The sequence below is a fragment of the Burkholderia sp. SRS-W-2-2016 genome, assembly GCF_001931485.1.
GTDB lineage: Bacteria > Pseudomonadota > Gammaproteobacteria > Burkholderiales > Burkholderiaceae > Paraburkholderia.
In genome coordinates, this window is sequence record NZ_MSDV01000005.1 from 100,710 (window position 1) to 119,218 (window position 18,509).

An 18,509-nucleotide genomic window follows, 5' to 3' on the forward strand; every position below is an offset into this window, starting at 1 on the left:
CGGGGTCGAGGGGTTTGAATGGAAAATTTGGGTAAGGAAGCTATGAAAACAATCAAGCGAGCGCTCACGAGCGTGCTGGCGACGAGCGGAATGCTTTTCGCCGGTGCGGCCCTGGCAGTGGGCGATGCTCCCGGCGGCCCCGCCGTCAATGCGATCAATCTCCAGCCGCCTGCAACGAGAATCGCTGAGGAGCTGTTCAGCCTCCACATGTTCATGCTGGTCCTGTGCACGGTGATCTTCATCGGCGTGTTCGCGGTGATGTTCTATTCGGTCTTTGCGCACCGCAAGTCGAAGGGCTACAAGGCAGCCAATTTCCACGAAAGCACCACCGTCGAAATCATCTGGACGATCGTGCCGTTCGTCATCGTCGTGCTGATGGCGCTGCCCGCCACCAAGGCCGTCGTCGCGATGAAGGACACCTCGAACGCCGATCTCACGATCAAGGTCACCGGCTACCAGTGGAAGTGGGGCTACGACTACGTGAAGGGGCCGGGCGAGGGCATCAACTTCCTGTCCACGCTGTCCACCCCGCGCGCGCAGACCGACGGCCGCGAGCCGATTTCCACGCTGTATCTGCAGGAAGTCGACAACCCGCTGGTGGTGCCGGTCGACAAGAAAGTGCGCATCATCACGACCGCGAACGACGTGGTCCACTCCTGGTACGTGCCGGCTTTCGGCGTGAAGCAGGACGCGATTCCGGGCTTCGTGCGCGACACCTGGTTCAAGGCTAACCGCACCGGCACGTTCCGCGGCTTCTGTACCGAACTGTGCGGCAAGGAACACGCGTTCATGCCGGTCGTCGTCGAAGTGCTGTCCGCCGAGGACTACGCGAAGTGGGTCGACGCGCAGAAGAAGAAAATGGCCGCCGGCCAGGACGATCCGAACAAGACCTACACGATGGCCGAGCTGATGGAGCGCGGCGGCAAGGTGTACGCGGCGAACTGCGCGGTCTGCCACCAGCCGACCGGCAAGGGCGCGGGCGCATTCCCGGCGATCGACGGCAGCAAGATCGCCAACGGCCCGCTCGCGGAACACGTGAGCCTCGTGCTGAAGGGCAAGAATGCGATGCCGTCGTGGGCGCCGACGCTGAACGACGTCGAAATCGCTTCGGTGGTCACGTACGAACGTAACTCGTGGGGCAACCACACCGGCGACATTCTGCAGCCGAAGCAGGTGGCCGACGCGCGCAACGGCAAGCTGCCGGAAGGCGGCAACCATCTGGCCGACGCGGGCGCGGCTGCCGCGGCACCGGCTGCTGAAGCGGCCTCCGCTCCGGCTGCGGGTACGGACAACGGCGCGGCTGCGGCCACGCTGCCGGCGAGCGTCTACTTCGAGACCGGCAAGAGCACGCTGCCGGCCGACGCGAAAGCGGCGGTCGACGCCGCTAGCGCATACGCGAAGGCGCATCCGGATGCGAAATTCACGCTGTCGGGCTTCACCGACGCAAGCGGTTCCGCCGATCTGAACGCGAAGCTCGCGAAGGATCGTGCCGAAGCCGTGCGCGACGCACTGAAAGCAGCCGGCATTGCCGAAGACCATATTATTTTGAAGAAGCCGGAATCGATCACGGGCGGCACCGACGCGAAGGAAGCGCGGCGTGTTCAGATCAGCCCGGCAGCCTGACGTGTTCATGGTCAGCACCGCAGAATTCGCTTTAGGAGATAGTCATGTCTAGCATCGGACACGATGTAGTCGCGGGCCACGAGCACGTGCACGGCGACCACGGCCACGAAACGCCGCACGGCTGGCGTCGCTGGCTGTTCGCAACCAACCACAAGGACATCGGTACGCTGTACCTGATCTTCTCGTTCACCATGTTCCTGTCCGGGGGCGTGATGGCGCTGATGATCCGTGCCGAGCTGTTCGAGCCGGGCCTGCAGATCATGCGCCCCGAGTTCTTCAACCAGTTGACCACCATGCACGGGCTGATCATGGTGTTCGGCGCGATCATGCCGGCCTTCGTCGGCTTCGCGAACTGGATGGTGCCGCTGCAGATCGGCGCATCGGACATGGCCTTCGCGCGGATGAACAACTTCAGCTTCTGGCTGCTGCCGGTTGCCGCGGTGCTGCTGGTCGGTTCGTTCTTCTCGCCGGGCGGCGCGACCGCCGCGGGCTGGACGCTGTACGCGCCGCTCTCCACGCAGATGGGCCCGGGCATGGACTTCGCGATTTTCGCGGTCCACCTGATGGGTGCGTCGTCGATCATGGGCGGTATCAACATCGTCGTGACGATCCTGAACATGCGCGCACCCGGCCTCACGCTGATGAAGATGCCGATGTTCGTGTGGACCTGGCTGATCACCGCGTACCTGCTGATCGCCGTGATGCCGGTTCTGGCCGGCGCGATCACGATGGTGCTGTTCGACCGTCACTTCGGCACGTCGTTCTTCAACGCGGCGGGCGGCGGCGACCCGGTCATGTACCAGCACATCTTCTGGTTCTTCGGGCACCCCGAGGTGTACATCATGATCTTGCCGGCGTTCGGGATCGTTTCGCAGGTGATCCCGGCGTTCGCGCGCAAGCCGCTGTTCGGCTATAGCTCGATGGTGTACGCGACGGCATCGATCGCGATCCTGTCGTTCATGGTCTGGGCGCACCACATGTTCGTGACCGGCATGCCGGTCACCGGCCAGCTGTTCTTCATGTACGCGACGATGCTGATCGCGGTGCCGACCGGCGTGAAGGTGTTCAACTGGGTCGCCACGATGTGGCGCGGCGCGCTGTCGTTCGAAACGCCGATGCTGTTCGCGGTCGGCTTCCTGATCGTGTTCACGTTCGGCGGCCTGTCGGGTCTGATGCTCGCAATGGCGCCGCTCGACATCCAGTATCACGGCACTTACTTCGTGGTTGCGCACTTCCACTACGTGCTAGTGGCCGGGTCATTGTTCGCGCTGTTCTCCGGGTGGTACTACTGGGCGCCGAAGTGGACCGGCTGGATGTACAACGAGACGCGCGGCAAGATCCACTTCTGGGCGTCGATGTTCTTCTTCAACCTCGCGTTCCTGCCGATGCACTTCGTCGGTCTCGCCGGCATGCCGCGTCGTTATGCGGATTACCCGGCCCAGTTCACCGACTGGAACCAGGTGATCTCGATCGGCGCGTTCGGCTTCGGTCTCGCGCAGGTCTACTTCCTGTTCGCGGTCGCGCTGCCGGCCTATCGTGGCGGCGGCGAGCACGTCGAAGCGGGCGACAAGCCGTGGGACGGCGCAACCGGCCTCGAGTGGACCGTGCCGAGCCCGGCTCCGTTCCACACGTTCGAGCATCCGCCGACCGTCGAGTAAGCAGCATCCGGCGAGGCGCCGGGTTCGCGGGCCGTGATACACAACGGCCGGAACCCGGGGCTTCGCGAGGCGGCCGCCGCCAGCGCGGCGCCGTCACTCAGGACAGGTATTCAGAATGTCGAGCATGACGCGCAATCCACACGAACGACGTACGCCGGAGCAGATTCGCGCGGGCAACCGGCGCATCGGGCTGGTGATGCTGGCCATCGCGGCGATGTTTTTCGCAAGCATCGTTGTCAAGCAGTGCTGGTTCGGCTGACGCCGCTATTGAAGTCTTGAAGTCTGTTTGCAGGATCGTTGAGGATTCAGATGTCGACGCAACCGCCGGCCGAGGCCGACCGCTCTTTCAACCGTTCGATGCTGATCAAGCTGTTCGTCGTCGCGTTGATGATGTTCGGCTTCGGTTTCGCGCTGATCCCGATGTATCGGGCGATCTGCGAGATCACCGGCGTGAACAACCTCGTGCAGCGCGACACCACCGCGCGCGAGGCGAAGAACACGCAGGTCGATATGAGCCGCACGGTGTCGATCGAATTCGATGCGAACGCGCGCGGCCCGTTGGGTTTCATGCCGGAGCAGCGCAGTATGGATGTGCATCCGGGCGAAGTGATGACGGTCATGTACGACGTCAGCAACCAGCAGGCGCGCACGATTCGCGCGCAGGCGATTCCGAGCTACGCGCCGAAGCAGGCGACCGAGTACTTCAGAAAGATCGAGTGTTTCTGTTTCACGCAGCAGACGTTGACGGCGAACGAGAGCAAGCGGATGCCGGTGGTGTTCGTGGTCGATCCGAAGTTGCCGAAGGACGTGAAGACGATCACGCTGTCGTACACCTTTTTTGAGTTGAATACGCCGGCGGCGGCGAACGCGGACGACGCGCTGCCGAAGGCGAATGCGGGCAACGCGGCCAACCCGGCGGCGAGCGCCGCGAAGCCGACCTGAAGCCGGTGTAAGCGGTGAAGCCGGCCGAAGAAACGAGGAAGACGAAGCAAGATGAGCGATAACGGCGGCGGTCCGCGCAAAAGCAGTTTCGGGCAGTCGATGCGCGCGGTGTTCTGGTCGTTTTTCGGGGTGCGCAAGCGCAGCCATCTGGAGGCGGATGCGACGCAGTTGAACCCGCTGCATGTGATCGTGGCGGCGCTGATCGGCGCGGCGATCTTTATCGGGGTGCTGATCCTGATCGTGCGCGCGGTAGTCGGTTGAGCGGTCTTCAGTGCCCGCGTTGTGCCGTGAGAGCGACGGACGTGGGCAGCAGTGGGGCGCAGCGGCGCCCGCGAATTAGAGTGAAGCGGTGCGGTATCGACGCGCCGCCGAGGATACAGCCGGGGATTCCGGAACAACTGGACTGAAGTGGAGAATCAAGAATGAGCGGTCAAAACGAGAGCCCGTACTATTTCGTACCGCATCCGTCGCGGCATCCGATCAGCGCCGCTGCCGGGTTGCTGGTCATGCTCGGATCGCTTGCGGCCTGGATCAACGAGCAGAGCTGGGCGCCGCTCGGCGTGTTCGTCGGTTTGCTGTGGCTGCTGTTCACGCTGTGGCACTGGTTCGGCGACGCGATCGCCGAGTCGGAAGGCGGGATGTACGGCAAGAACGTCGACCGCTCGTATCGCTGGAGCATGAGCTGGTTCATCTTCTCTGAAGTGATGTTCTTCGGCGCGTTCTTCGGTGCGCTGTTCTATGCGCGCGAAATCGCGCTGCATCAGCTCGGCAGCCTCGACTTCAAGCTGATCTGGCCGGATTTCACCGGGGTGTGGCCGAACAACGGTCCGGCGGCGCTGGTGCCGACCTACAAGTCGATGCAACCGTGGCCGGTGCCGACCATCAACACCGCGCTGCTGCTGTCGTCGGGCGCGACGCTGACGGTCTCGCACCACGCGCTGCGCGACAACCATCGCAAGAAGGCGATCGGCTGGCTGGCGGCGACGCTGGTGCTGGGTGTCTGCTTCCTGTTCCTGCAGGCGTTCGAATATTTCCACGCGTACAACGAACTGAACCTGACGCTGACGTCGGGCATCTACGGTTCGACGTTCTTCCTGCTGACCGGCTTCCACGGTTTCCACGTGTTCCTCGGCGGCACGATGCTGGCGGTGGTTCTGGTGCGGCTGATCCGCGGCCACTTCACGGCCGAGCATCACTTCGCGTTCGAAGGCGCGGCCTGGTACTGGCACTTCGTCGACGTCGTGTGGCTGGGTCTGTACGTCGTCGTGTACTGGCTGTAACGCAGTCGGACCCGCGCGAGCCGCGGGTCGTGCGCGAAAACGCCCGCCGGGCGGCGCGCACGAGCAGTATGCAAGGATCAATGCAGCGCCGCCCTCGACCTGTCGGGGCGGCGTTTTGTTTGCTGGGGGGCGATCGGGGCGTTGGCGGCTTCAGCGCCCGTACGGAATCCCGGTCGACTGAATCCAGCCCATCCAGTGTGCGAACAGGATCAGCAGGAACAGCGAGATCGACAGCCCGACCCGCGTGGCGAGCGACCAGACCATCCGCTTGGTCTTGCCTTTGTCGTGCATCATGAAATACAGCGCCGAAATCATGCTGGCGATGATCAGAGCAAAGGCAATGGGAACGATGATGTGCATGGAACCGACTGAAACCGGAAAGCGCAGAGGCAAGACATTTATTATCGCACCGCGCGCGGGCCTCTGCCGTGGGGTCCCGGCTGCCCTGAACGCGGTGCCGGAGCGCCAGCCATGAAATTTCGCCTGATTCCCGCGCTGCTGATCCTGCTGGTGGTCGCCGTGACCGTGCGGCTCGGTTTCTGGCAGCGCGATCGCGCGCATCAGAAGGAAGCGCTCGAAGCGCGCATCACGCAGTTCGAGAACGCGCCCGCGCTGCCGGTCGGCGCCGCGCCGCTCGCGCTGAAGGACGTCGAATTTCATCGTGTGAAGGCGCGCGGCAGTTTCGTCGCGGACAAGGTCGTGTACCTCGATAATCGTCCGTATAACGACCAGCCCGGCTTTTACGTCGTGATGCCTTTTAAACTGGCCGACGGCGGCTACGTGCTGGTCAATCGCGGCTGGCTGCCGCGCAATATGAGCAATCGCGAGACGATCGCGCCGTACTCGACGCCCGCGGGCGAGGTCGAGATCGAAGGGATTGCGCGCGCCGATGCGTCGCGCGCGTTCGAACTCGGGCAGGGCGGTTCGGCCGCACATCAGCGGATCCGTCAGAATCTCGACGCCGGCGCGTACGCGGCCGAAACCGGGCTGCCGCTGCAGGCGTTCGTGATCCAGCAAACCGGCAAGACCGGCGACGGCCTCGTGCGCGACTGGCCCGCGCCGACCACCGGCGTCGAGCGCAACTACGGCTACATGCTGCAGTGGTGGGGCATGGCCGCCGCGGCGCTCGGCTTCGGCCTGTATGCGGCGCGCCGCGCGGGCAGAAAGCAGCACGCGCCGGGCGCTTGAGGTAGTCTACGGCCGGCCGCGCGCCGTCCAATCATCGAAAGAGGTTCTGTAGTGTCGACTCAAACTCCCCGTTCGCCGCAAGCTGGCAAACCCGCCGGCAAGCCCGCCGCGACCAAACCGATCCCCGGTCAACCGAACGGCCCGGGCTCGTGGCAGCGCGGCCGCTGGGTGCTGTTGCTGCTCGCGCTGGTCTGCGCGGCGCCGATCGCGATCTCGTACTTCGTCTACTACGTGGTGAAGCCGACTGGCGGCAGCACCAACTACGGCACGCTGATCGAACCGCAGCGGCCGATTCCCGACGCGCTGACGGTCACCGGCGAGGACGGCAAGCCGCTCCAGCTCGCGTCGCTGCGCGGTCACTGGCTGATGATTTCGGTCGACGGCAGCGAGTGCGACAAGGCCTGCGTGACCAAGCTCTACTTCATGCGACAAATCCGCGCAGCCCAGGGGCCGGAACGCGAGCGGGTCGAGGAAGTGTGGCTGCGCACCGATGCGGGCAAGGTCGCCGATGTGATACAAACCGCCTACCCCGACACCAACATACTGATCGCCGACCCCGCGCAGGTCGCCGCGTGGCTGCCGGCCGATACGGGGACGCGCGACACCGACCATATCTACCTGGTCGATCCGAACGGCAATCTGATGATGCGTTTCCCGAAGGACGCAAATCCGAGCAAGATCAAGGGCGATCTGACCAAGCTGCTGAAGTGGTCGCGGATCGGCTGATGCCGCAAACAGGGTAACCAAGATGTTCGTACTGCAACTGGCCTTGATCGGCCTGTGTATCGCGTTGCTGCCGCTGTCCTACGTATGGGTCAAGGCCGACGACAACAAATTCCGCAAGCTGGTCTGGCTCACCACTTTCCTGACGCTCGATCTGGTGATGTTCGGCGGCTTCACCCGCCTCACCGATTCCGGCCTCGGCTGCCCGGACTGGCCGGGCTGCTACGGCACCTCGTCGCCGTTCATCGCGCACGCGGCGATCTCCGCCGCCTATCAGGCGATGCCGAGCGGCCCCGTCAGCATGACCAAGGCGTGGATCGAGATGATTCACCGTTACTTCGCGATGGCGATCGGCGTGCTGATCATCGCGCAGACGGTCATCGCGTGGACTGCGCGGATCAAGCGCCGGCCGCTGCACGTGTCGCCGTGGTGGCCGACCTCGCTGCTGCTGCTGATCCTCGTGCAGGGCGCGTTCGGCGCGTGGACCGTAACGATGAAGCTGCAGCCGGTGATCGTGACCATCCACCTGCTGCTCGGTCTCGCGCTGCTCGGGACGCTCGGCTGGCTGGCCGCGCGGCTGACGCCGCTGCCCGCCTACGAGCCGCAGATCGCGCGCTGGCGCGCGGCGGCGCTCGCGGGTCTCGCGCTGCTGGTGCTGCAGATCGCGCTCGGCGGCTGGGTCAGCACCAATTACGCGGTGCTCGCCTGCACCGACTTCCCGACCTGCAACGGCCAATGGCTTCCGCCGATGGACTTCGCGCACGGCTTCCACCTGTGGCGCGCGCTCGGCATGACAGCCAGCGGCGACGTGATCACGCAGGATGCGCTGGTCGCGATTCACTGGACCCATCGCACCTTCGCGTTCGTCGTGATCGCCTATCTGGTGTGGTTCGCGGTGAAAATGCGTCGCTTCGAATCGCTGCGCCGGCCGGCCGACGGCGTGCTGCTGGTGGTGCTGATCCAGTTCGTCACGGGCTTGTCGAACATCGTGCTGCAATGGCCGCTGCCGGTCGCGGTCGCCCATAACGGTGGCGCCGCGATCCTGCTGCTATTGCTCGTTATGTTAAACTTTAGGATCGCTTATAGCCGTCCCGGCCGCGCCGTGCTCCCAGCGCGCGATGCCGCGCCAGCGTGACTCACATGGACAGCACGACACTCTCCCAGACGCCCGGTAGCCGGGTCTCCCAATATCTCGCTCTCACCAAGCCGCGCGTTACGCAACTCGCGGTGTTCTGCGCGGTCATCGGCATGTTTCTGTCGACGCCCGGCATGGTTCCGTGGACCGTCCTGATCGGCGGCACCGTCGGCATCTGGCTGCTGGCCGGCGCCGCGTTCGCGATCAATTGCCTCGTCGAACAGCAGATCGACGCGAAGATGCGCCGCACGTCGTGGCGCCCGTCCGCGCGCGGCGAAATCACCACCGCGCAGATTCTGCTGTTCTCGGCGGTGCTCGGCGGCCTCGGCATGTGGACGCTGTACACGTTCGCCAATCCGCTGACCATGTGGCTCACGCTTGCCACCTTCGTCGGTTATGCGGTCATCTACACGCTGTTGCTGAAGCCGGCCACGCCGCAGAACATCGTGATCGGCGGCGCGTCGGGCGCGATGCCGCCGGCGCTCGGCTGGGCCGCGGTCACCGGTCACGTACCGGGCGACGCGTGGATTCTGGTGCTGATCATCTTCGTGTGGACGCCGCCGCATTTCTGGGCGCTCGCGCTGTATCGCCGCAAAGACTACGAGAACGCCGGTCTGCCGATGCTGCCGAACACCCACGGCGAAAAATACACGCGTCTGCATATCCTGCTCTACACGGTGATCCTGTTCGCGGTGTCGCTGATGCCGTTTATCTCGGACATGAGCGGCGTTGTGTATCTCGTCTCGGCGGTGCTGCTCGGCGCCGTGTTCCTCGCGTATGCGTGGAAGATCTACCGGGAGTATTCGGACGATCTCGCCCGCGCGACCTTCCGTTATTCGATCGTTTATCTGTCGCTGCTGTTCGCGGCGTTGCTGATCGACCATTACGCGCGCGTCGTGATCGGCGCGTAACACCATGCTCAAGAACCGCTTTGCGCGCGTCGCGCGCGCCGCTGTGATGGCTTGCGCGCTCGGCGGCGCGCTGGGCGGCACCCTGCTGGTAGCGGGCTGCGGCCAGCAGCCGCCGGCCTTCTCGAATCTCGACATCACCGGCAACACCCAGTTCGGCAGCGACTTCTCGTTGCCCGATACCTCGGGCAAGGTCCACACGCTGGCCGACTACAAGGGCAAGGTGGTAGTGCTGTTCTTCGGCTATACGCACTGTCCGGACGTCTGCCCGACGACGATGGCCGAACTGTCGCAGGCGTTGCAGCAGCTCGGCCCGGAAGACGCGAAGCGCGTGCAGGTGCTATTCGTGACCGTCGACCCCGAGCGCGATACGCCGCAATTGCTCGCGCAGTACGTGCCGGCGTTCAATCCGACTTTCGTCGGTCTGCGTCCGGAAAACGACGCGCAGCTCGCGAAGGTCGCGAAGGACTTCCGCGTCTACTACGCGAAGGCGCCGGGCAAGACGCCCGACAGCTACACAATGGATCACACCGCCGCGAGCTATGTGTTCGACACGGACGGCAAGCTGCGGCTGTTCGTCCGTGACGGGCAGGGCGCGACGCCGTGGGTGCACGACATCAAGCTGCTGCTTAGCTGATTCGCATTCCTCTAGCGCTCAAACCGGGATCGGTACATTCAGCCCCGCTGCGAGCCGCGTCGTTTTGAACTCCGTCACTTCGTAGCGCGCCAGCCCCTGTTCGGCGAACGGATCGGTGGCGAGAATCCGGTCGAGCCGGTCGCGCTCGATCCGTACCGCAATGATGATGCCGCCGTCGCGCGGCACCTTCGGCCCCGCCGCCACGAAAATGCCCGCATCGAATTGCGTCGCGAGAAACGCGCGATGCGCGTCGAGTGCGTCGTCGATGCGATCGAGCGGGGCGGTGTAGACGAGGTTGATTACATACATGGTGGTTCTCACTGGCGATTGGGTGGGGCCGTCGGCGGCCGCGGCCTTGAATTATGCGGCCAACCACGGACACTCCGCCCCCGCATACCCATATGCGATCAGGGTATTTCCCAACGCGCCGGCCATATGGAACAATTCGTGGTTTGGCCGACGGCGCGCCAGCCTGAACGAGTGCGCCGCGAGTTTTCTTACCCGGTTCCGGCAAGGTCCAGAACCCGATCGATATCCAGTCGATCAGCAATAGCGAGAATCACATGCAGCGCAGAAATCTCCTCAAAGCCCTCACCGCAGTCGTCGCTGGCGCGGCAATCCTGACCAGCTTCGGCGCGCACGCCGACGACAAAGTCATCAAGGTCGGCACGATCGGCGGCCCGGACGCGCAGATCTGGGAAGTCGTCACCAAGGTCGCGAAGCGCGACGGCCTGAACGTGAAGGTCGTCGAATTCAACGACTACATCCAGCCGAACGCCGCGCTCGACGCGGGCGACCTCGACGCGAACAGCTTCCAGCACCAGCCGTACCTCGACAGCCAGATCAAGCAGCGCGGCTACAAGCTCGCGAACGCGGGCCTCACGTACATCTCGCCGCTCGGCGCGTACTCGAAGAAGCTGAAGTCGCTGAAGGATCTGCCGCAAGGCGGCAAGATCGCGGTGCCGAACGATCCGTCGAACGAAAACCGCGCGCTGCTGTTGCTGCAGTCGCAAGGCGTGATCAAGCTGAAGGCCGGCGCGGGCACCGGCGGCAACAACGCGACGCCGCTCGACATCGCCGAGAACCCGAAGAAGATCAAGTTCGTCGAACTCGACGCCGCGCAACTGCCGCGCTCGCTCGCCGACGTCGACGCCGCCGTCATCAACACGAACTTCGCGCTGGCCGCCAACCTGCAGCCGACCAAGGACGCAATCGCGCTCGAAGACATCCACAGCCCGTACGCGAACCTGATCGCGGTGCGCGCGAAGGACAAGGATCAGCCGTGGGTCAAGAAGCTGGTCGCGGCGTACCAGTCGGAAGAAGTGCGCCAGTTCATCAAGACGCAGTTCAAGGGTTCGATGGTGCCGTCGTTCTAATGAACACGGCGGGTTGACAGTCGCCGCGTTCACGCGCTGAGCGCGACGCGGCGAATCATCGAATCAGGAAAAGGCACGCAGCCCCCCGGGCGCGTGCCTTTTTTCATAGCTCCAGCTCCCATCGTTCGATCGTCAGCTCGTGGCCGAAGCGGCGCTCCGCCGCCGAGCCGGCCAGCCTGAAGCCGGCTCGCTCGCACAGCCGCCGCGGTTCGGGGAAGGTGCTCGCGGTGGTCAACGTGAGTTTCGTGTAGCCCGCGCGCCGCGCGAAGCGCACGCATTCGCCGACCAGGTCGGCGCCGACGCCGAGCCGCCGCGCGTCCGGTTCGACCCACAGCAGACGCACGCCCGCCACTGTCGTCGAGACCCCGACGACGCACACCGAACCGACCACCACGCCGTCCTGCTCGGCGATCCAGCAGCGCTCGCGCAGCGGATCGTTGCGCTGCGCATAGTCGGCGACGATCCGAGCCAGCAGCCCCTCGAAGGTCTGATCCCAGCCGTGTTGCGCGGCAAACCACTGCGCCTGGCGATGCACGAGCCAGCCGCACTCGCCGCTGCGCGGCAGGCGCAGCAGCACGCGGGCCTGCTTCGGACGCTCGTCGAGCAGCCGTTCGATCCGCTTCATTGCGGCGATCAGATGTTCCTGCGACAGCGCGTTCAACTGGTCGAGCAGGCCCAGCACTTCCTGCACGGCGGCCGCGTCGAGCGGCGTGTAGGTCGCATGGCCGTGTTCGGTGAGCGCGATCAGCGACTGGCGCGCGTCGGTATCGGACGGGCGGCGCGTGATCAGCTTGCGGCGCTCGAAACTGGTCAGCAGACGGCTCAGATAGCCGCTGTCGAGCCCGAGCGCGCGACCCAGCACCGACGCGGTTTGCGCGCGGCCGCGCGACAGTTCCTGCAGCACGCGCACTTCGGTGAGCGAGAACTCGCTTTTCGCCAGATGCTCGTGAAGCGCGCCAATGCGTTGCGTATAGAAGCGGTTGAAATGGCGGACGGCCTGAGCGCGTCGCAGCGCCTCGGAATCGGTCAAGGGCGACTCTCCGGGGAGTTTTTATCGATTGGTACACCGCACTATATTGGCCCGGCCCCGTTTTACCAAGCGGCGCGGCGCGGTCGCTAAAGATTGGTATTAAACAGGTATCAATCGAGGTGGCTGTCGACGGTAAAGGAAGCGTTTAAGAAAGCCCGCTGGTATGTTCAAAAGACACAGATACGGGTAAATCCCGATCAGCAAATTGGCCTGTCCAGCCCTGTCGAAACCGCCTGTGAGCCTTGCCTGGCAAGGCTCGCAGCCCCACGGAACCAGCATGGAACCAGTCGATTGACTGGTATTATGTTGGTTATATAATGGGCTCTCAATTTTTCGGGTCGCGCTGTCTGCGGCGTCGCTTGGAGCCCCATGGAAACCCGCTGGTCCGCCTTGATGCCTGACGCGCGCAACGTCACGCCGCTCTACCTGCAGCTCGCCCGCAATCTTGCGACCGCGATCCATTGCGGCGTCTGGTCGGCCGGCGAAGCGCTGCCGTCGGAGCGCACGCTGTCCGATGCGATCGGCGTGTCCCGCATCACCGCGCGCAAGGCGATCGAACTGCTGGTCGAGCAGGGCTTGATCCGTCGCGCGCGCGGCGCGGGCAGCTTCATCACGCCGCGCGTCGAGGATCCGCTGTCGCGCCTGACCGGCTTCACGAAGAAGATGGAGCAGCGCGGCTTCCGGCCCGATTCGGTATGGCTCGAGCGCGACGTGCGCGCCGCTAACCGCGACGAGCTGCTGCACCTCGGTCTGTCGCCGGGCGCGGCGGTCGCGAGCCTGCGGCGGCTGCGGCGCGCGGACGGCATCGTGATGGCGGTCGAGCACTCGGCGCTGCCGGTCGCGACCGTGCCCGATCCGCACGCGATCGGCGACTCGCTGTACAGCTATCTCGAACAACGCGGCGCGGCGGTCGTGCGCGCGCTGCAGCACTTTCGCGCGGTCAACGCGTCGAGCGAGATCGCCGCGCTGATGGACGTCGAACCGCGCACCGCGCTGCTGGTCATTACCCGTATCGGCTATAGCGCGGATCAGCGCGCGATCGAGCTGACCGATACTTACTGCCGCGACGACTACTACGATTTCGTCGCCGAATTGCGCAGCTGAAGCGCGCAACTGAAACGCACCCCCGGACGACGCGGCCCGAGCCGGCCGCGAACCCGGCGCCCCAGAATTTGCCGCACACGTATCACGCACCAGAGAGACTCATGCTGACCGGAAACATACTCACCACCGATGGCTGGATCCACGGCACGCTCGAATTCGAAAACGGCCGCATCACGGCGCTGAACGGCACCCCCGTCGATCCGTCGACGAACGACGCGCCGTACATCCTGCCCGGCTTCATCGATCTGCACGTGCACGGCGGCGGCGGCGCCGACGTGATGGAGGCCGGCAACGCGATCGAAACGATCACCCGCACCCACGCGCGCTACGGCACCACCAGCCTGCTCGCGACGACGATGACCGCGCCGCGCGACGAACTGATGAGCGTGGTTGCCGGTCTCGGCGATGTCGCGCGGGTGCGCTCGCCCGGTTGCGCGCGCGTGCTCGGCGTGCATCTCGAAGGCCCGTACATCAATCCCGGCAAGCTCGGCGCGCAGCCGGACGCGGCGGTCTCGGCGGTGATGGACGAGGTGCTCAAGTATCTGTCGATCGCGCCGATCCGCGTCGTCACGCTCGCGCCCGAAATCGCCGGCCATATGGAGATCATCTCCGAGATGGCGGCGCGCGGCGTGCGCGTGCAGCTCGGCCATTCGCTCGGCACCTACGACGACGCGGTCAACGCGCTCAAGCACGGCGCGTGCGGCTTCACGCATCTGTTCAACGCGATGTCGCCGCTGCATCACCGCAATCCCGGACTCGTCGGCGCCGCGCTCGCGCATGCCGAGTACGCCGAAATCATTCCCGATCTGCTGCACGTCCATCCGGGCGCGATCCGCGGCGCGTTGCGCGCGATCCCACGCCTGTACGTGGTGACGGACAGCACCTCGGCCACCGGCATGCCCGACGGCGAATATCGCCTCGGCAGCCAGCACGTCACCAAGTGCCTCGGCGGCGTGCGTCTTGCCGACGGCACGCTCGCCGGCAGCACGCTGACGATGGATCAGGCGCTGCGCAATCTTGTCTCGATCGGCCTGCCGATCGCTGATGTATCCAATCGTTTGTCGCGCTACGCCGCCGATTATCTCGGCATCGAAGACCGCGGCCGCATCGCGCGTGGCGCGTGGGCCGACGTCGTCGTGTTCGATCGCGAACTGGCATTGAGCGCAACTTACGTCGAAGGAGAAGCCATTGTCGAATATGCTTAAAGAGGCGCTCGCGTCCGCTGCCACGGTCGCCGCGCAACTCTCGGACACCTCGCGGGTCGCGGCGCTCGCCGCGCAGCTCGCGCAACAGCCGCGTCATGTCGCGCTGACGGTCGCGCGCGGCAGCTCGGACCACGCCGCCAGTTACTTCGCATCCCTGACGATGAGCCGTCTCGGCGTGCCGGTCGCGTCGCTGCCGATGTCGGTCGCGACGTTGCAGCAGGCGCCGTTGCAGGTGCGCGGCCAGCTCGCGCTGGCGTTCTCGCAATCGGGCAAGAGCCCGGATCTGGTCGGCACGATGAACGCGCTGCGCGCCGCCGGTGCGTTGACGGTCGCCGCGGTGAACGCGCCGTCCTCGCCGCTCGCCGACGCCTGCGAATGGCAACTGCCGCTGGTCGCTGGCCCTGAGCTGAGCGTCGCGGCCACCAAGAGCTATATCGCGATGCTGTCGATTTCCGCGCAGCTGGTCGCGCATTGGCAGAACGACGCCGAGCTGCTCGGCGCGCTCGCGTCGCTGCCCGATGCGCTGGAGCGCGCGGGCCGGCTCGACTGGTCGATGGCGGTGGGTGAACTGCGCGGCATCGAGCGGATGATCGTGATCGGCCGAGGTCTCGGTCTCGCGATCGCGCAGGAAGCCGCGCTGAAGCTGAAGGAAACCTCCGGCATCCAGGCCGAGGCGTTTTCGAGCGCGGAAGTGCGGCACGGTCCGATGGAGCTGATCGATCGCGACTATCCGCTGCTGGTGTTCGCGCCGCGCGGGCCGGAGCAGGCGGGCCTCCTGCAACTCGCGCACGACATGCGGGCGCGCGGCGCCCGCGTGCTGCTCGCCGCGCCGGACGATGTCGCGGAAGCGTCGCTGCCGCTCGCGTCGACTGCTCATGCGGCGCTCGATCCGATCGCCGCGATCCTGTCCTTTTACGTGATGGCCGCGGACCTTGCCGCCGCGCGCGGGCGCAATCCCGACGCGCCACGCCATCTCAACAAAGTCACCGAAACTCACTGACGAGAATGCAGATGCGACGTGTCGAAAAGTCCAGCCTGATGAGTCATTCCGAAGCTCACATTGTTTTGCTCGCGCCGTTGACCGGTCCGGTCGTGCCGCTCGCGAACGTGCCGGACCCGGTGTTTTCGGGTGGCATGTTCGGCGACGGGATCGGCATCGATCCGCTCGAGGGGCGTCTGGTCGCGCCGTGCGACGGCGTCGTGACGCATCTCGCGCGCACCGGTCACGCGGTCACGCTGGCGAGCGCCGAGGGTGTCGAAATCCTGCTGCATATCGGGATCGACACGGTCGAGCTGAACGGCAAGGGTTTTGCACCGATGGTCGAGCAGGGCGCACAGGTGCGCGCCGGCGACGTGCTGATCGAGTTCGATCAGGACCAGGTCGCGCTGACTGCGCCGAGCCTCGTGTCGGTGATCGCGATCGCGAACTCGGATGCGTTCGAGGTGCTCGAGCGCGCGCCGGCCGGGCTGGCACGCGCGGGTGAAACGCCGCTGCTGGTGCTGCATGCTCGCGACGGCGTCAGCCATGAAGCGGCGCGCGAGGCGAGCGCCGCGCAGGTCGTCGAGGAAGCGCGTCGGCAGATCACGCTGACGCAGCCCGGCGGTTTGCATGCGCGGCCGGCGGCCCGTGCGCGTGAAGCGGCGCGCGCTTTCGACGCGCGTGTCGAAGTGCGTTACGACGGCCGCAAGGCGGCGATCGGCAGCGTGGTCGGTCTGCTCGGTCTGGGCGCCGGTGAAGGCGCGAGTGTCGAGCTGCTCGGCATCGGCTCGCAGGCGCAGGCCGCGGTCGATGCGGTCGCTCACGAGCTGACTCGCGAGGTCCACGGCGAAGTCGAACAGAAACCGGCGCGCCAGCCGGCCGCGGCTGCGGTCGCGGCGCGTCCGGCCAGCGGCGAGCCGCTCGCGCCGAACACGCTTGCCGGCGTGTGCGCTGCGCCGGGCGTCGCGGTCGGCAAGCTGGTGCGCTGGGACGACGCGGATCTCGATCCGCCCGAGCAGGCGAGCGGCACATCGGCGGCGGAAAGCCGGCTGCTCGACAAGGCGATCGCCAGCGTCGACAGCGATCTCGACACGGTGGTGCGCGATGCGTCGCAACGCGGCGCGGTCGGCGAGGCGGGCATTTTCGCGGTGCATCGGGTGCTGCTCGAAGACCCGACGCTGCTCGACGCCGCGCGCGATCTGATCAGCCCGGGCAAGAGCGCCGGCTTTGCGTGGCGTGAAGCGATCCGCGCACAGATAGGCATCCTGAGCAATGTCGAAGACGCGTTGCTCGCCGAGCGCGCGGCCGATCTGCGCGACATCGAAAAACGCGTGCTGCGCGCGCTCGGCTATACCAGCAGCGCGGCGCGTGTGCTGCCCGACGAAGCGGTGCTCGCGGCCGAAGAATTCACGCCGTCCGATCTGTCGTCGCTCGATCGCACGCGAGTCACCGCGCTCGTGATGGCGCGCGGCGGCGCGACCTCGCACGCGGCGATTCTCGCGCGCCAGGCCGGCATTCCCGCGCTGGTCGCGATCGGAGACGCGCTGCATGCGATTCCGGAAGGCACGCAAGTGGTGGTGGACGCGGGCATCGGCCGGCTCGAATTTGCGCCGACCGAACTCGACGTCGAACGCGCGCGGCGTGAACGCAGCCGTCTCGCCGACGTGCGCGAAGCGAACCGCCGCACCTCGCAACAGGCGGCGGCAACCTCCGACGGCCGCGCGATCGAAGTGGCCGCGAACATCGCGACGCTCGACGACGCGAAGGCGGCCGCCGACAACGGCGCCGACGCGGTCGGCCTGCTGCGCACCGAGCTGCTGTTCATCCACCGCCCGGCCGCGCCGAGCGCGGACGAACATCGTCAGAGCTACCAGGCAATCGTCGACGCGCTCGCCGGTCGCACCGCGATCATCCGCACGCTCGACGTCGGCGCCGACAAGGAAGTCGATTATCTGACGCTGCCGCCCGAGCCGAACCCGGCACTCGGTCTGCGTGGCGTGCGGCTCGCGCAGGTGCGCCCCGATCTGCTCGACGATCAGTTGCGCGGCCTGCTCGCGGTGCGCCCGCTCGGCGCGGTGCGCATCCTGCTGCCGATGGTCACCGACGCCGCCGAACTCGTGCGGATCCGCAAGCGGATCGATGAACTCGCGCGCGAGGCCGGCCGCACCGAACCGGTCGAAGTCGGCGTGATGATCGAAGTGCCGTCGGCGGCGCTGCTCGCCGACCAGCTCGCGCAGTACGCGGATTTCCTGTCGATCGGCACCAACGATCTGACCCAGTACACGCTCGCGATGGACCGCTGCCAGCCCGATCTCGCGGCCCAGGCCGACGGTCTGCATCCGGCGGTGCTGCGGCTGATCGCGGCGACCGTCGAAGGCGCGGCGAAGCACGGCAAGTGGGTCGGCGTGTGCGGCGCGCTCGCCGGCGATCCGCTCGCGATGCCGCTTCTCGTCGGTCTCGGCGTGACCGAGCTGTCGGTCGACCCGGTGTCGGTGCCGGGCATCAAGGCGCGGGTCCGCACGCTCGACTACCCGCTGTGCCGCCAGCGCGCGCAGGATGCGCTCGCGCTCGACTCCGCGCAGGCGGTCCGCGCGGCGAGCCGCGAGACCTGGCCGCTCGACTGAATTTACCCACCCGCTGCGCGCTAGCTGCTGCACACCAGCCGGCGCGCGAGCGGCTTCAACCTCAATTAGCTGTGCAAATCAACCAAGACGTTCGACT

General features: G+C 65.9%; 19 protein-coding genes. 16 read left to right on the forward strand and 3 right to left on the reverse strand.

All coding sequences use genetic code 11. From position 1 onward, the window contains the following. Positions 1–18: 18 nt before the first annotated feature. From coxB to BTH42_RS01845, 6 genes are all read left to right on the forward strand, one after another. Positions 19–1,623, forward strand: coding sequence for a cytochrome c oxidase subunit II (gene coxB / locus BTH42_RS01825; RefSeq protein ID WP_075295174.1), 1,605 nt, complete (start codon positions 19–21; stop codon positions 1,621–1,623). 44 nt (positions 1,624–1,667) lie between these two features. Next, positions 1,668–3,281, forward strand: a complete 1,614-nt coding sequence (gene ctaD / locus BTH42_RS01830) for a cytochrome c oxidase subunit I (protein ID WP_075295176.1) — start codon at positions 1,668–1,670, stop codon at positions 3,279–3,281. Positions 3,282–3,405: 124 nt separating this feature from the next. Then, positions 3,406–3,540, forward strand: coding sequence for a cytochrome oxidase small assembly protein (locus BTH42_RS35780; protein WP_218641988.1), 135 nt, complete (start codon positions 3,406–3,408; stop codon positions 3,538–3,540). Between the two features lie 50 nt (positions 3,541–3,590). Next, entirely contained in the window at positions 3,591–4,223 is a 633-nt protein-coding gene (locus BTH42_RS01835) for a cytochrome c oxidase assembly protein (protein ID WP_075295178.1), read from the forward strand. A gap of 51 nt (positions 4,224–4,274) precedes the next feature. Beyond that, a complete protein-coding gene (locus BTH42_RS01840; protein ID WP_075295180.1) occupies positions 4,275–4,484 on the forward strand; it encodes a DUF2970 domain-containing protein in 210 nt (69 codons plus the stop codon). Between the two features lie 161 nt (positions 4,485–4,645). Next, positions 4,646–5,503, forward strand: a complete 858-nt coding sequence (locus BTH42_RS01845; RefSeq protein ID WP_075295182.1) for a cytochrome c oxidase subunit 3 — start codon at positions 4,646–4,648, stop codon at positions 5,501–5,503. Positions 5,504–5,653: 150 nt separating this feature from the next. On the opposite strand, the gene BTH42_RS01850 is transcribed toward BTH42_RS01845, so the two are convergent. Further along, the gene (locus tag BTH42_RS01850) at positions 5,654–5,863 is read right to left on the reverse strand and encodes a twin transmembrane helix small protein (RefSeq protein WP_075295184.1); all 210 of its coding nucleotides are present in this window, start codon (positions 5,861–5,863) and stop codon (positions 5,654–5,656) included. Positions 5,864–5,974: 111 nt separating this feature from the next. Between BTH42_RS01850 and BTH42_RS01855 the strand changes: the two genes are divergently transcribed. The 5 genes from BTH42_RS01855 to BTH42_RS01875 are packed head-to-tail and all read left to right on the forward strand — an operon-like array spanning position 5,975 to position 10,094. Further along, positions 5,975–6,691, forward strand: a complete 717-nt coding sequence (locus tag BTH42_RS01855; protein WP_075295186.1) for an SURF1 family protein — start codon at positions 5,975–5,977, stop codon at positions 6,689–6,691. A gap of 51 nt (positions 6,692–6,742) precedes the next feature. Continuing rightward, positions 6,743–7,417 (forward strand): cytochrome C oxidase subunit I, encoded by a 675-nt coding sequence (locus tag BTH42_RS01860; protein ID WP_075295188.1) that lies wholly within the window; start codon positions 6,743–6,745, stop codon positions 7,415–7,417. 22 nt (positions 7,418–7,439) lie between these two features. Then, positions 7,440–8,549: a heme A synthase gene (locus BTH42_RS01865; RefSeq protein ID WP_075295190.1), complete on the forward strand. Its 1,110-nt coding sequence runs from the start codon at positions 7,440–7,442 to the stop codon at positions 8,547–8,549. Positions 8,550–8,554: 5 nt separating this feature from the next. Next, positions 8,555–9,460 (forward strand): heme o synthase, encoded by a 906-nt coding sequence (gene cyoE, locus BTH42_RS01870; RefSeq protein WP_075295192.1) that lies wholly within the window; start codon positions 8,555–8,557, stop codon positions 9,458–9,460. A gap of 4 nt (positions 9,461–9,464) precedes the next feature. Then, positions 9,465–10,094 (forward strand): SCO family protein, encoded by a 630-nt coding sequence (locus BTH42_RS01875; RefSeq protein ID WP_075295194.1) that lies wholly within the window; start codon positions 9,465–9,467, stop codon positions 10,092–10,094. An 18-nt stretch (positions 10,095–10,112) separates the two neighbouring features. On the opposite strand, the gene BTH42_RS01880 is transcribed toward BTH42_RS01875, so the two are convergent. Beyond that, positions 10,113–10,403, reverse strand: a complete 291-nt coding sequence (locus tag BTH42_RS01880; RefSeq protein ID WP_075295196.1) for a YciI family protein — start codon at positions 10,401–10,403, stop codon at positions 10,113–10,115. A gap of 254 nt (positions 10,404–10,657) precedes the next feature. Between BTH42_RS01880 and BTH42_RS01885 the strand changes: the two genes are divergently transcribed. After that, a complete protein-coding gene (locus BTH42_RS01885) occupies positions 10,658–11,470 on the forward strand; it encodes a MetQ/NlpA family ABC transporter substrate-binding protein (RefSeq protein WP_075295198.1) in 813 nt (270 codons plus the stop codon). Positions 11,471–11,573: 103 nt separating this feature from the next. Here BTH42_RS01885 and BTH42_RS01890 read toward each other — a convergent pair whose 3' ends face one another. Then, a complete protein-coding gene (locus BTH42_RS01890; RefSeq protein WP_075295200.1) occupies positions 11,574–12,500 on the reverse strand; it encodes a bifunctional helix-turn-helix transcriptional regulator/GNAT family N-acetyltransferase in 927 nt (308 codons plus the stop codon). Between the two features lie 369 nt (positions 12,501–12,869). Here BTH42_RS01890 and BTH42_RS01895 point away from each other — a divergent pair, with 369 nt between their 5' ends. The 4 genes from BTH42_RS01895 to ptsP all read left to right on the forward strand — a co-directional run bounded on the left by BTH42_RS01895 (position 12,870) and on the right by ptsP (position 18,412). Beyond that, positions 12,870–13,604: a GntR family transcriptional regulator gene (locus BTH42_RS01895; protein ID WP_075295202.1), complete on the forward strand. Its 735-nt coding sequence runs from the start codon at positions 12,870–12,872 to the stop codon at positions 13,602–13,604. 101 nt (positions 13,605–13,705) lie between these two features. Beyond that, positions 13,706–14,809, forward strand: coding sequence for an N-acetylglucosamine-6-phosphate deacetylase (gene nagA / locus BTH42_RS01900; RefSeq protein WP_075295204.1), 1,104 nt, complete (start codon positions 13,706–13,708; stop codon positions 14,807–14,809). Next, complete coding sequence (locus tag BTH42_RS01905) at positions 14,793–15,809, forward strand: SIS domain-containing protein (RefSeq protein ID WP_143751951.1); 1,017 nt, start codon at positions 14,793–14,795, stop codon at positions 15,807–15,809. Before nagA ends, BTH42_RS01905 begins: the two co-directional genes overlap by 17 nt. An 11-nt stretch (positions 15,810–15,820) precedes the next feature. Further along, complete coding sequence (ptsP, locus tag BTH42_RS01910; protein WP_075295240.1) at positions 15,821–18,412, forward strand: phosphoenolpyruvate--protein phosphotransferase; 2,592 nt, start codon at positions 15,821–15,823, stop codon at positions 18,410–18,412. Positions 18,413–18,509: the final 97 nt, after the last annotated feature.